The sequence below is a fragment of the Vibrio sp. 070316B genome (genome assembly GCF_013114115.1).
Lineage (GTDB): Bacteria > Pseudomonadota > Gammaproteobacteria > Enterobacterales > Vibrionaceae > Vibrio > Vibrio chagasii_B.
This window is the reverse complement of the sequence record NZ_VTYC01000015.1, coordinates 75,043-89,002: the sequence shown is the minus strand read 5'-3', so window position 1 is coordinate 89,002 and position 13,960 is coordinate 75,043. Positions and strand designations below refer to the sequence as shown.

Annotated in this window: 12 protein-coding genes; 2 read left to right on the top strand and 10 right to left on the bottom strand. The window is 41.5% G+C overall.

Features of this window, described 5'->3' with window-relative positions; genetic code table 11:
* Positions 1-8 precede the first annotated feature (8 nt).
* The gene (locus tag F0251_RS13270) at positions 9-2,903 is read right to left on the bottom strand and encodes an amino acid adenylation domain-containing protein (protein ID WP_367613551.1); all 2,895 of its coding nucleotides are present in this window, start codon (positions 2,901-2,903) and stop codon (positions 9-11) included.
* Positions 2,904-3,151: 248 nt separating this feature from the next.
* On the opposite strand from F0251_RS13270, the gene F0251_RS13265 reads away from it, so the two are divergent.
* A complete protein-coding gene (locus F0251_RS13265) occupies positions 3,152-3,814 on the top strand; it encodes a hypothetical protein (RefSeq protein WP_253821632.1) in 663 nt (220 codons plus the stop codon).
* Positions 3,815-3,894: 80 nt separating this feature from the next.
* Here F0251_RS13265 and F0251_RS13260 read toward each other — a convergent pair whose 3' ends face one another.
* From F0251_RS13260 to F0251_RS13245, 4 genes are read right to left on the bottom strand one after another with little or no spacing between them, the layout of a single operon-like run.
* Positions 3,895-4,377, bottom strand: coding sequence for a hypothetical protein (locus F0251_RS13260; protein WP_171731139.1), 483 nt, complete (start codon positions 4,375-4,377; stop codon positions 3,895-3,897).
* A 19-nt stretch (positions 4,378-4,396) separates the two neighbouring features.
* Complete coding sequence (locus F0251_RS13255; RefSeq protein ID WP_171731138.1) at positions 4,397-4,702, bottom strand: hypothetical protein; 306 nt, start codon at positions 4,700-4,702, stop codon at positions 4,397-4,399.
* Positions 4,703-4,745: 43 nt separating this feature from the next.
* Complete coding sequence (locus F0251_RS13250) at positions 4,746-6,128, bottom strand: DEAD/DEAH box helicase (protein ID WP_171731137.1); 1,383 nt, start codon at positions 6,126-6,128, stop codon at positions 4,746-4,748.
* A complete protein-coding gene (locus F0251_RS13245) occupies positions 6,122-6,664 on the bottom strand; it encodes a phage tail tape measure protein (protein ID WP_171731136.1) in 543 nt (180 codons plus the stop codon). The genes F0251_RS13250 and F0251_RS13245 overlap by 7 nt, the downstream gene beginning before the upstream one ends.
* Positions 6,665-6,757: 93 nt before the next feature.
* Between F0251_RS13245 and F0251_RS13240 the strand changes: the two genes are divergently transcribed.
* Positions 6,758-6,964 (top strand): helix-turn-helix domain-containing protein, encoded by a 207-nt coding sequence (locus tag F0251_RS13240; protein WP_011149149.1) that lies wholly within the window; start codon positions 6,758-6,760, stop codon positions 6,962-6,964.
* Between the two features lie 38 nt (positions 6,965-7,002).
* Here F0251_RS13240 and F0251_RS13235 read toward each other — a convergent pair whose 3' ends face one another.
* From F0251_RS13235 to rraB, 5 genes are all read right to left on the bottom strand, one after another.
* Positions 7,003-7,512 (bottom strand): hypothetical protein, encoded by a 510-nt coding sequence (locus F0251_RS13235; protein WP_171731135.1) that lies wholly within the window; start codon positions 7,510-7,512, stop codon positions 7,003-7,005.
* 2 nt (positions 7,513-7,514) lie between these two features.
* Positions 7,515-9,521, bottom strand: a complete 2,007-nt coding sequence (locus F0251_RS13230; RefSeq protein WP_171731134.1) for a hypothetical protein — start codon at positions 9,519-9,521, stop codon at positions 7,515-7,517.
* Positions 9,522-9,523: 2 nt separating this feature from the next.
* A complete protein-coding gene (locus F0251_RS13225; protein ID WP_171731133.1) occupies positions 9,524-11,365 on the bottom strand; it encodes a hypothetical protein in 1,842 nt (613 codons plus the stop codon).
* Entirely contained in the window at positions 11,362-12,999 is a 1,638-nt protein-coding gene (locus F0251_RS13220; RefSeq protein ID WP_171731132.1) for a site-specific integrase, read from the bottom strand. Before F0251_RS13220 ends, F0251_RS13225 begins: the two co-directional genes overlap by 4 nt.
* Before the next feature lie 140 nt (positions 13,000-13,139).
* On the bottom strand, positions 13,140-13,562 hold the full coding sequence (rraB, locus tag F0251_RS13215; RefSeq protein ID WP_171731131.1) for a ribonuclease E inhibitor RraB: 423 nt from the start codon (positions 13,560-13,562) through the stop codon (positions 13,140-13,142).
* Between the last annotated feature and the right edge of the window lie 398 nt (positions 13,563-13,960).

The window sequence follows — 13,960 nt, the reverse complement described above, 5'->3', positions numbered from 1 at the left end:
TCTGGTGTTTATAACGAGATAAGCTCACGCTTCATGTCTGAGATCACTTCAGATATTAACTCTGCCGCCACCACCGAACGGTTATAGATAATTCTGACTCGGTAGGAACCGGGTATTTTCTCGTAGAAAAACGTTATCGGGTTTTTAGCGCAAGGCAGATAACCATCAATATCATGATCCACAACCCCGAGTTCGGATAAACGAGCATTAAAGTTTTCCTGCACCCCTCCTACGACAACAATATGGGAGGCATACCCAGAGCAACACTCAAGCACGTCTAGATAACTGGCCTTTTTGAATTCGAGAGCATCATTCAGGCTATGCCGATTAGATCCCAAGGCATCGCTGAGCAACGGTAAATCAAAGTTGGCATAATTGATCGCCAACACATTGATAAAACAACCATAACTCCGCTCTTGATAATATTCTCGATTCACAACGGGAGAAACAACAGTACCGTTTATTGAATAGTGTCGGGCCAGCGCTCTCAATAGAGAAACCGAAAAAAGGGTATGCTCGGAAATATTCGTAGCTTGAAGATAGTCGCAAATTGTAACGAAGTATTCGTCGGCTAAATCAAGTGCGATCATTTCCCCAACGTGTTCCGCTATCGACTCAGACACAAGCCTATTGGGCCTTGGATAGCGGGCCTGGATCTGTCTTGCCATCTCTAAAGTGAAATAATAAGTAGATGGGATAACTTGACTGAGAGCAGGCCTTAGTGTTACTCGCTGGTGGGTGAGATATTCGCAAATATCTTCAACTATGAGGGACTTTGTGAAGCCATCCAGTAAACCATGAAATGCGTTGATCAGTATAGCTGGGGAGCCATTCACATGGCCGAATCCAACGAAACAAAGGGCGTTGCCATTGAACAACATCTGCTGATTAACTTGAGCCAATAACTCTTCAAACGAAGCACTGTTACCCAGATGGAGCACTTTCGCTGGGAGAGTGGTTTTAGCCAACCAAACCTGTTCTTTCAAGTAAAACCCTGTCTGGAATATTTCATTACGGACAATGTGCTCGGCCAAAGCGTAAACGTCACTTACCGAGGTATCCTTAAAGGTAAATCCATACGAAACACGATCATTGATTTGCATTTTTTCTTGAGCAAAAACGAAACGTTGCTGAGTTTCGCTCAAGGGGTAAATATCCTGAGGAGGAGGCAATACTTCTTCAATTATCTTGTTGGGCAGGGTCAACCATGACGATAAGCTTTGCACGGGTGAAGTCGCATTCAATTCCTCTAACGTTTCATCCATACCAAGCTCTCGTTTTAGAATCATTTTTATGCTTAGAAGTTGCATAGAGTTGATCCCCATGTCACTGAAAGTTTGAGTTGTAGAGTTCGACATCACAGCAGTAAGCAAAGTCTGAATATCTTCTAAAGAGTTAAAGTGCCTATCGCTCGAATTGCTCCTGTTTTTATAATCAACTACGCACCGTTGCCTGTCTGTCTTTCCTGCTGGTGTTTGAGGTAACGCCACAACCTTTTGGATATGAGTTGGTACCATGTAGTTTGGCAATTCACGTTGGCATAAGTCCCTAACTGCATTAGGTGTAATCGATTCATCACCCACGTATAGGCACACCAATTTGTCATACCCTTCTTCTATCTTCATGACACAACATTGCGAGACACCATGAAGCTGATAAATAGTATTTTCTATCTCCGTCAACTCTATGCGAAACCCTCGCATTTTAACTTGTTGATCTCGGCGCCCACAAAACCTCAGTCCGCTATCTTCACGTCTTACCAAATCTCCTGTTTTATATACTTTTTCTTTTGCCTGTTCCAAATACACAAAGACTTGTTCCGTTTTCAACGGTTCCTCCCAATAACCAGCGGCTAATCCCTGTCCAGCAAGAACTAGCTCGCCTAATTCTCCATCGGGAAGAAGGTTTCCTTGAGTATCCACCACATAGGCACGAGTGCCCATAATGGGCTCACCAATGTACATACTTTCTTCCCCACCGTATTCAAAGAAGGTGGAGTAGACTGTGTCCTCACTCGGTCCATATAAATTCAAGACTCTGAAGTTTTTATGGAGATTTTGAGCAAGACTAAGGGGCAATGGCTCACCACCAAAGTTGATAGTAATCAACGACTCAGGAAGATCAGTAAACTTCAATACTTCGGTTACAACCGACGGTACACTATTTATAAGAGTAAGGTCTGCTTCTAAGGGGTTAGCGAGATCTAAAGCATTTTCAACCACGTACATGCTCCCCCCACTCGCAGGTATGCAAACGAGTTCAAAAACGCTGATATCGAAACAAGTTGAGGTGCTGGCTAAAACCAAGTCGATTTCTTCTGCTCTGTAGGTACATTGAGTCCAGTTTACCAACTGCGCTATGCCTTGATGACGAACGGACACCCCTTTTGGTTTTCCTGTTGAACCTGAGGTAAAGATGATATAGGCCAAAGCATCTTCCGCTGGAGGTTCTATTGCCGACAAGTGTGCCGACAGTGGGAGATCACGGCTAGACTGGTGAGGTATTCGGTGACTTCTCTCTACATCTATTAAATTTGGGTGTTCTGGTTCATCCGTGATGACATACTGACAACGTGACTTTTCCAGTATGTACTTTGTGCGCTCTTGGGGATAATGTTTATCTAACGGAACATATACATAGCCATCCAGTAAGCAAGTCAACAAGGGCAGCGGTAAAAATTCATCTCTGTCAACTAAGATTCCAATACGATCACCAGGCTTCACTCCTGCTCTCTTTAAGGTAATCCTCTGTTGTTCAATATACGCAATTGCATTTTTATTTTTAATACTACCGTTTCGAGATCGAGCGAAGATCTTATCCGGATATCTTTCAAGGTGCTCACATAATTTGAATAAATAATGATTAGCAATACAGTTCCGATCACGAGACGTTTCAAAGCACACTCTAATGTAACCCCTTAATAACAATATTAAAAACAACAAATAACAAGTCGAAGAAAACTAACAGGGTAAAATGTAAATATCTATACATAAATAGAATAATCACTCAACAAACCATCAACTTTGTGATTGACACCACAGTTGCATAAAAACTCTTCACATATCAAGGGGGTTATCTACGGTGATATTACCCATAAGCCATTGATGCCCAATTTTATCGAAGCAAGCTTGAAGATCGCCCTCAATGTGACTTGATAGCTAACTTCCCTTATAAGCAGTTTGAAGCTTGTAAAGAAGCCGAACCAAATAAAGCTGTCGAAGAAATGATGTTAGTTTGTATGGGACATGAACCACATCTGGCCGCTGATCTTGAAAATGACGTTTTGACAAATCGATATAAAATCAAAGTAAAAGTTGTTGATATTCCCCGTGATAAATCTGATTTAGCCTTCATATACGATTCCGAAGCTTCTATCGGGACTGAGAATTGCAAGTTATCCGTTGACGCTTTCTATCCTCGAAACGTTTTGCAAAAACTGAGTCAACAAAAAGACGACGTGACGGAATGGTGTGAAATGGTAGAGTTCATCATGACCGATTGGAACTATGATGGGGCGGTAATGGAACCGGCATTTATCGATATCCCTACAAAAAATGATTTTGTGAAGGGTAAACATGAGATCCCTAAAGGTGCAAGTAACCTCAAGACTAAGATCACTGACTTGTTATCAGAATCCTATGAAAAGGTGAGCATTCATGACAAAGAGTGCCCAAGAGAACTTCGAACTCAACAACTCGTTTTATGTCCACTTATTTGTACTAATTCATGGGTGTTGCATCTGGTATTAAATACAAAATCATTGACGGTAAGTCCGCTCAGGCTGGAAAAACTATGGCCGAGAGTTTTGAACTAATCTAACCCAGATTATGGTTACGCTCATACTATGTGTGATGCGTAGCCTTTCCGGTAAATTGCAATAACCATAATCAATCACTATTCCGCGGATTTTAAGCTACTTATTTGGGAGATAAGTTCCCTAGTGACGCCCTTGCCAAACTCTGAACGTAAGTAACGTCCTGAATAGGGTTGTAATCGTTCATCAGAGCCAATTTCTCCGCAGACGTACCATTTGGCATTCACCCCATACGCGTGAGCTATCATCCGACGCACAGGGTCGTTCATGTGCACCCTGAAGGGTAATTCTGTATCAGGCGCTAATTCATCAGTGGAAAAAACACCATGTTCAATAAGATATGCTCGATTATAAAAAGCCCCCAAAGGGTATAGTAGTAGCCCCGCTTCTGACGATGCATTTCTTAGCTTTTCGATAGCCTGATAATCAGGCTCCACTATTTCGAAAAGTGTATTTGTGCGTGTATCGAACCATTCTTTATACTTGGCATGTACACTTACATTATGGTGAAAATATTCATTCGAATAGAACAAACTAAGCATGTCGAAATATAAAACCTTCACTGAAACCGCCTAGTCCGTATTAGGCATAGTTAAAATGGTGCTTCATGAAAAAGTCCAGATGACATCCTCTTTCTAACGCTCTTTCCTCAATTTGCTTCCATAAGATTGGTAAATAGGTTTTCAGGTCTTCCGCTTCCGATTGATGATATTCATCCTCACAGTCCCCTGCAGCCGCTTTTAGCCACTCTGAAGGGGTTAAAATAGTGAGCCCAAGATGAAAATACTCTGGAATGGCTGCCCGTATTGATTCTTCGCTACCGCTAGCAACATAAATTGTGGCGCCTTCACCCGTCGCGTAATAATGGCTAACACCAATGTAGAACATATCAAGACCTCACTAACGTATTGTTTAATATTAAAAATATTTATTACAGAAATGCAGCGATTACGCGCTCTCTGAAATTTCCTAAATACAACTGCCCAGAAGAAGCTGAGTACGCAGATATGGTTGACTGTTTTCCCGCATGCTCTTTATCCCAACTAAGTTGCTTGCTTCCAATATCAGTTTTTCTCTTCTGTTGTTCGGAGAAATAGGTTCGATCTGATGGAATAGATAATGGAAGCCTATGCTGCAAACTCTCTGGTTTGATATACAGACATGAGTCCGGAATATCTTTCTCGATTTGCTCTGCAAAGCTCACCAGACTTTCTTCAGCAAAAGTGTATAACCATGCCTGCTGGTTCGCGGATGCATTCGTCCGTAAAATCCGCCCTAAAACTTGTCTGAAATAAAGTTCGGTTTTCACAAAACTTAAATGGCAGCAAACTTGTAGACGTGGAATATCGGTACCCTCACTAATCATTCCAACACTGATAATCCATTGAGTCATACCGTCCCGATACCCGTTGATTTTCTCTAACGGACTTTCATGATAGTAAGTGACGACCTCTGTGCTTTGTTCATAGGTCTCAGCCAAAATTTTCTGAATTTCGATTGCATGTCCTACCGATGAAGCAACAACCAAACCACCGGCATTAGGGTTATCTATACGTATTTCTGCTAGCTTTTTACAACCAAGACCAAGTACATAGGTCATTGCATCAATATTTTGTAAAATGCTTTGATACGGGGTTGCTGATTGCTTTAAAAGTTCAGGAATTGACGAAAAGGACTTCGATTGTCCACTTTCTGAGATAGATAAGCGATCATTATCAATTAGTACAATTTTAGGTGAACGACAGACCTTATCGATAATCGCTTGCTTTAAACCGTATTGATAATCGCAGTGGATACGACCTTCTGCGTCAGAATACTGTGCTAACGTAATTGGCAGTAAATCTGAGCGCCAAGGAGTGCCAGATAGGGATAATGTAAACGCAGCAATCCCTTGAATTTGTTTCAAAATTTGTTCACCCCATACATTGGCATTTTCAATTTCATCACCTGAACAATGGTGAATCTCATCAAATACAACCAATACGCGGTGCTTTTTAATTGTTTCCCAAAAGCTGTCTCTAAGGTATTTCATACTCTGGTACGTAAACGATGCGCCTATTGAACCAAGTCCACCGGTAAAAGAGCACCCCAATCGCCATGAAAAGGTACTCTTGATACCATCAGCAATCGTTAATGATGGCGAAAAACAGAGGACCAGGTCAATTTTGTCTAAGTCATACAGCCTTTTGGCGATTTCGGCAGCGGCCACCGTTTTTCCAGCCCCTGGAGTAGCCTGAACCTGAAAATGCGAATGCCCAGCAAGATACTTTTCTAAAGCCGAACCAACACACTCCTCTTGCCATAGTCTTAACATTTTACTTCCCCATAATTACTAAAGTTTAGGGCGTGATTAAGGACATTTATTTTGGCTAGATATCTAACAGAACGTTCTCTAGTCTCTTCGGATAGTTTTAACAATGATGATTTCTGCGAAGGTAACCTTTCAGACAATAGTTGAAATTCTTCGATCTCAGCTAAAGCTATCGCAAGTTCAGCTTCATACTTTCGTCGTTCCAAAGTCAGCTCATCTAGGGTAAGTACTTCATCCGAATTTTTTACAACTGTTTTTAGCTTCTGTTGCTTACGCTTTTTCGGTTTGAATACAGTTTCTTTGAACTGCTCTGATTTGTGGTATGTTCTTGTCCGCCCTTGGCCCTGAGTCCAAAGCAGTCCTTTCTTTTCTAAAGGCAATAACTGACGATAAAGAAATTTACGCGCTTCCGTTATGTCCTTAAATTCTTCCGTAATCGTTAGTAGTTCGTCCCTCAAGGCAGGAACAGTTAATCCATCAAGTCCTTTCTCGATGAATAGGGTAAAAATGTATTCATTAATCGATGTTTTCTTCGTCATAAGAGCTCAACTACGAATCAAAAATGCGGATTATAGTCCGTGGCTATATAATCCGCAATGAAGGATATTCTTTCATTTTGAGTACCATTTAAAATGAAAGACTTAGCAAAACGGTTTGGGGATAACTTACGTAGAGAGCGTAAGCTCAAAGGTATATCTCAGGATAAATTGGCTATTTCAGCAGACATCGACCGAAGCTATGTCGGTCGCATAGAAAGAGGGGAGGTCAACATCACTCTAGAAAAAGCGTACCAGTTGGCAAGCATTCTTGGTTGCGATGTGCGGGATTTATTGCCCTAACATGAACTAGTTTGTACCATTCACAACTAAAATGACGATTAATCCAGTTTCTGGTTAGTTTTAAGGTGCTCATATTCAACAAGTTCGCCTTCAATCTCTTGTTGAAGCTCATATACACGGAACATAAGTGATTTATTCAATACCTCTAACTCGTCATTGATAGCAAAAAGCTCATTTCTCTCTTTGCGATAATCTTCCTTTAGGTTAATTTGGTGTTTTAATTCTTCTCTGAGCTTTTCAATCTCACTGATATCCTCTCCATCTACTATATGCTCAGATAAGTCTTGAGTACCTAGCTCAGGCTTCTCAGGATTGTTGTAATTTTCAATAGCATCTTCAGCCACATTATCGATGAATTTTTTAAATTTATGGATGTAGCTACGCCCTAAACCGGCTTCATTATTTATTTTATTTAAGGTGAGTAGCCCCTTTGCTTTTGTGCGCAGAGGCTTACCTGCTAGCAATCGTTCAAGCGCTTTATGTAACTTCTCTTCAGCGGAAAGCGATTTCTCTTCTTGTATGAGTCTTTTTAGTGCATCGTCAGTCATTACTATTTCGCTTTAATTTCATCGTTAAACGGCATATAAGGAATCTCATGAACTTTAAGCGTTAGCTCTTCCACTTGTATCTTCTGTTTTAAGCCAGTCAGAATTGAACTTTTTAGTGGGTCGCCAGTGTTAAGATCCGTAAACTTGGCAATCAAACGCTCTCTTTGTCTAGCAATTATCTTCGCTCCCTTATCGGTCACAACTTTATGAGCGCACTCTTTGATCTCCGCTCGGAATAGCTGTGTGCCACACACTCGATCGCACGAAGCATTAGTACAATATGCACCGCTCGGAAGTTGCATGATATGGAAATTTCCTCGACGAATGTTCTCTTCAATTTCTGAACGAGTCATGAATATGTGATTTCCAGCTTTCAATTGCTCCAATCGCTCCTGCATAATTTCCTCGCCCTTTACCCCACTCAAATGCTCACTGTCATTGTAGATCTCATCGAAAACGTCCACCCCCAAATCAATCCCCGCCTCTTTCAAATCGTTTAATATCTCTTCATCCATTAGGAGATCATTCAGCTGTGCCAATACCGCATTATTAGCGTAATAACCTGACATATTGATATTTTGATGTTTGAATTGAAATTTGATTCCCGAAGCCGTGCCGAACCCGTAGCGCACAAAGAAAACTGCAAATGTCCTTCTAAAGTCATGGGAGCTTAGACCAGTGTATGTGCCACCTAAGTATAATTGCCCATCCCTTGTGGGGTTCAGCATATTAAACTCTTCAACATCCTCTGGCGTGGCCTTGTATCCTAGGTTTTTTATATATGTTCTTAGTGAAGCCTTAGGGCTGAATATATAGTTATCACCGTCTTGTCGTGAAGCTACAGGCACCAAAAATGCGGAACACAATTGTTTTCTCATGTGTGCGATTTTTTCTGCCGTTTCACCTTCCGCTTCTTTTCTATCAACGCGATTGTGATAAATCTCGCGAGTTGACGCCATCATGTCATAGGCCAGTTCTAGTGCTATTTTTACTACAGTGTGTGATTGCCAAGTGGCAAGAGTAGGTATTCCACCCTTTCCTTTGCTTGTCTCACCTGTGAGTATGGTAACAGGCTTACCGTTAACCATCACATCATCTGCGCTGTCTTTGTTGAAAGACACGGCCTCGCCAATTCTAACACCTGAAAACCCCTGAACTACCACCAAACAACTGGTCAGGATGGCAGACAAGTCCCCAGCGCGCAGGTTTACCTTGAAATCAGGAATGCGATGCTCAATCCTTTTTATAGCCGTGGTCGTTCTATTTTGTTGGGCGGTAGAGGTCATTGATAGCTCTTTTCGGCCAGAGCCTTTCCCTTTTTTAACAAGCCTTTCCCTATTATCAACTTGCTCGTGAATGTCATAAGCTTCTCCCATCACCAATGAAATCTCATGGCGATACGGATGGTATTTTTCAACGGTTTTTAAAGCATGATTCATGATACATTGATACAACCTATGCGGAATGGCCACATGCTGCTTACCTTCTTTCCTAGTTGCGCACTTTTTTAACTCCTTCGTATCAACATATGAATCAAGCAAACCAACAGCAGTCAGCTTATTTAATGCTGTAAGAATTTGACTCACTATTGAACGGCTTAATTGTCTATTTTTTAGGCGGCGAATAAATAATTTCCACTGCCTGACGTTATTTAGCTGACTCCAATCTGTCCTCTCCAAGCAGCCTGCAATATGCTGTAGTGACCCCTTCATAGTCGTCATTTGAGCGACCGATAAGGGCAAGGAACTCTCTTTTTTTGAGTGGTGATAGAACTTATATAAAACGTCCTGTATTGCATTCACATACTCTGGCTCGGTAGCAGTAAAGCTCACGGTTAATCGATACCGCACACCAACGACATGCGACGTTGAAAAGTCCCACTCATCAACGTGGTATGGTTTATCTGCGGCGGAGAGCCTGTCTAACCCCTCGATTAAGAATGCCGTTCCAGACTTCTGAATGGGAGCTGATGGAACAGCGTTATGGTGCTTATTTGGTTTGTCATTCATTGTTAAAATGTCTCCAGTAAGTCCATTAGGCTATATCCATCACTATAAAGCGGATGAGGGCCATTGCTGTGCATTTCTAGCGCTTGGGTGTAGTTATCAGGCGCAACCTCTTTAAAATCCTTTAAAATCGATTCTATTGTGTTACACAGCTTATAAAACTTATCCGTTGGAAGACTATTAATCGCTGGGTAAGCCTTCATTTCTTGTAGTGTGTCGTTGAAGGACAGCATTAGCCAAATATCCTCGACCTCAGACACCAATCGATGATAAGAACATTCGAAGCAGCCAAGGAAATCGGTGCAACGTTGCTCCTTTTCTGGCTGTTTGACCCCCATATTTTCAAGGTTTTTCTTAATTCTTGCGGCAACACCTTGTGAGGAGTCCTTACAGCGAACGCCAAGAGGGGTTTGAGTGTCGTTCGCGGTTTCTTCTTTGCGCAGCCTTTTGTAGTCGTAGTCGCTCAGTACATTGGCATGATTAAACTTCGATTTATTCGCCGCCTCATGAGGATCTGTACCATTTCTCGAAAAGTCGTACAACGCGTCAGCGTTTGCCGCTAAACTCGTTCTATGATCGCTTTCATTACCGTCAGAATAATTAGCTGCAAGAACTTCAATTGAGTTATTCGCTGACATCGACACTAACCAAATATCTTCTGTCACTTTCATTAATGTATCAATCTTCGTTTGGCGCAGTTTTGAGGGTGTTACATGTACAAGCCCTAATGTCTTAGTGTACACATTGATGCTCTCATGAGGTTTAGTTTGATCTGCATCAATGGCCCCTTGAATATCGCCTGATGTCCTGAAATAGGGGAACACCCATTCTGTTCCAGAGTTTTTCTGGAGCGACATCGAGATTTTTATCCATTGGTGGAGAAACTCTTGTGTTTTTTTATGAAAACCAAGCGAAGTATCAAAACCTAAATAATTTGCACGCGCCTTGGTCATGTCAAAGTAGACTTTGCCATTCGATTTAGCAGTAAACCGAATATCGCTAAAGCGAAGGTTTAAAAGGGGGGCTGTGTTTTGACCCGTGAAGCAAAATGCGAGCATCGCGGCCAATCGGGAAAAGTGGTTTCTTGCAGAGTTCTCTCTTGCTACAGCATGTTTAAACCTCCCTTTAATCTGATTTCTTTTTTTTACGCTCCACCCATTTTTCTCGGCTTGTTGATTGAAAAGTTCCTCACTCCAAAGTGGATGAATGCTAGGTTTAGTGCCCTCTGAAAAATGTTTTCTAAACTCTCTAAACGCCGCAATAAACCGTCGAACAAGCGGCTTAAACTCCCCAACAACATCGATGCCTTTATGTGGAACAGTCTGTTTTTTGGTACCTTTTATTGATATTAATTGCTTTGCCTCGACTGAGCGGTTATTTGCTTTAAGAAAAAAGCTAACCATAGCTTTAGCGATACTCCACGTTGCTAACTTTTGCATACCTTGGTTACATTTTTCTTGATGATAATCCATGTAAGCCGCGTATAGTTCTGGGGCAAAGTAGTCGCCATTAATAGGTTCTAGGTGATTATTATCCAGCCAGCGAAGGTATAGCTTCAAATGTTCAAAATATCTTCTCTTTGTGCGGTTGAAATCCGTTTTTAGAAGACGGTAGACATCTCGGACAAAAACTTCTCTACCACCAACAGGTACATAATCCACACCTCCTATTTTTTTGCCTCGCTGAGAATAGTTAGGAGCGCCTTTATATAGCAGCTGAATAAAATGACTTGTAGTGCCGTTACACGTCAATTTCAACTCATCCAAGTGAAGTGGCTCAACACAAGCGGCTGGTGCCTCATAAAATGCCTCATCAAGGAAAACAGGGGTGAAGTTTTTACGGCTCATTTTTTCTTTGATTCCTCAAGTTTTTTAGACACTTCTTCAAACTCAGGCAAATCATCCAAGTCGCCCTCTTCATCGAACACACCAACGTAATCCAACACATCTTCCCAAATTTCATCCCCAGTTGGCTTGTCCTGAGCAATTTGTAGGTACAACAGTGTTGTGGATAAATCTTCATGACCAAGAAATGCTGATACTATTTTTAGAGCCTCGTCTGCGTCCATTTTCTTTAACAATGTCCGAAAAGCCGAGACCGCAAAGGTCGAGCGTAAGTTGTGAACTACCGAATCAATTTCATTCGGTAAATTGATAGCGGCTGTTTTCCTGACCTCATTCCATCGAGTATTGATTTCTTCTAGTTTCCTAAACAACGGTACGCCAGAGTTGCTAATGAAAAGGTATTGTTTGTTTTCATCAACCCCATCAGTCCCGTCAAAGTAGGCATCGTTCCCCGCCTCTCTCTCAGCCATGCACCGTTCTTTAAATTTCGCCAAGCGTTTTTTGTATCTTGGTGAATGGCTGTAGTTGTAAAGTTCGAGCATCAATGAACTAGGAATGATGGTGCGTCGAGACTTATTGTTGTAACCACCACTCGGATCTTTAGTGAGAGAGCCATATTGGTCGCCCACACCCAGCCTCAATTGAGCCGTTTTCATATCAGGGCGAACCACTTGCCCTAGGTGCAAACTTGCGCCTTCCTCCTTACGCAACCCCGTGTAGCGGTAGACGCGCAACAATAAGCAATACTCTTCAGGTAGGCTAACCAACTTTTCTTCGCGATTAACATTCTTAATGATTCGCTGGGTGTTAACCAGGACATTCTTAACCTCTTCCCATTCACTGTTTGTCAGTGGCTTTAGGTCGCGTCTTGCATTAGGTAACTTACCTCCATCGTTTCGCTTTGACTTTGGGAAACTCAGTTTTAAATCGGTGGTTTGTATCACCTTACGACTGTAAGCGCTCATGTGAGTGCCACTGTTTTCAATGCCAATTAGCAAAGTTTCAAATTCAAACGGAGGGTTATTAAACCTCATACCCTGTCTGAGATGATGCTTGTAAAACTCTACAACTGAACGTACATACGATACGGCGGTCGTTCGAGCTAACCCTGTCCCGTTTAGCGTTGTCTTTTTGACCGCTTCTCTGTACATGAAAGTGGCGCGGAGGTTTTTTCTAACAGCAAACTTATCCCAAGCAGGGCGAGGAGGGTCGATAAAGGGATCGTAATCTTCATTGCCATATTTACTATCCCACTTCGCTTGAGCATCCAATATAAACCTGAAGTAATGAGTGAGAGCTTTAGAGGCTTGTTGGGACTCTTCTGCATCTTTCTCAACGTGTTTTGCAAGAATAAACTCATTAACACAATCCAGAGGCTCAAATGAAAACAGCTTTCCCTTGGTGAAAATAGTGTTGCCATACTCACCTTTCATTGGCTTACCCTTCTCATCAAGCCGTTTAAGCTTCTCGTAACCAACCAAGTTCAAGAAGATAACCTTCTTAATATGAACATGACTTTCTTTGTTATGAGAGTATTCATATTGAAGCTCTCCATTATCATCAACGAACACCAATGGCTTTTTATAAGTGAAAGGTTTTAATGTTTTTGTCTTGATGTCGTAAATGATTTCCGTCATTTGAATGTCGCTAACTCATTATCTAGTTAACATTAAACCTATCACACATTCTCACCTCAAAAAGTCGTATGGATGGTAAAAATAAAATTAGAGTTAAAAAAAACCTCACCATATGGCGAGGCTCTCAATAATTCTCACTTTTACTCTTCATCAGAGTCGTAGGGTTCGTCATCCTCTTCAGAATCGTAGGGGTGTTCGTAGTAAGTGCCCCAACCGTCGTAGATAATGTCGAATTTCTCTGCAAGGTTCACAAGCTTCTCAACTTGCGCATCGATCGCTTCTGCATCTAGAGCTGACTGCATAGTCGCATCACAACAAAGTAGCTTGTTGCCATCTTCGTCTTCTGTCTCTTCAGCTTCAAGTACTTCAAAACCCATTTTGAATGCTTCAACAACGGCTTTCTCAAGCACTTCGAAATCTTCAGCAAATAGGTGATGCTCGATATCGTATAGAGCTTCAGGATCGCTACCATCTTCAATTAGTGCTTCAATGATGTCGCGAGTCTCTTCCTTTTGAAATTCAATTAATTCCGCTACTGATAGATATTCATCTTCGTGAGACATGTGTCTGCTCCAGAGTGTTGACTATGAAAAGATCAAATTTGATTGCCACGAAATATGGCACGGATCGTCCAGAAAAGCCACCCAGATCAGGCCTAGAAAGATAAGTTTATCGCTAGATAACAGAAGTAATATCAATTCAAAAGTGAAACCAAAATCACAGAAACAAATTTTCAACATTTTATTAACTGGTGACTATTTCAGCATTTCGTCTCTAATGTCACTTTTGAGCATATTAAATAGAAATTGCGTGCTTAGTCATGGTGAGTGCATACGCTGAACTGGTTTTGAGATGCATAAAACCTCAAGTTGCTTTTAAAAAATGCATAATAGTGAATAAAAAATCACTAATAATAAGCAAAGTAGATTTCAGACAGAGCGCAGATTGAGCATAGATCCTC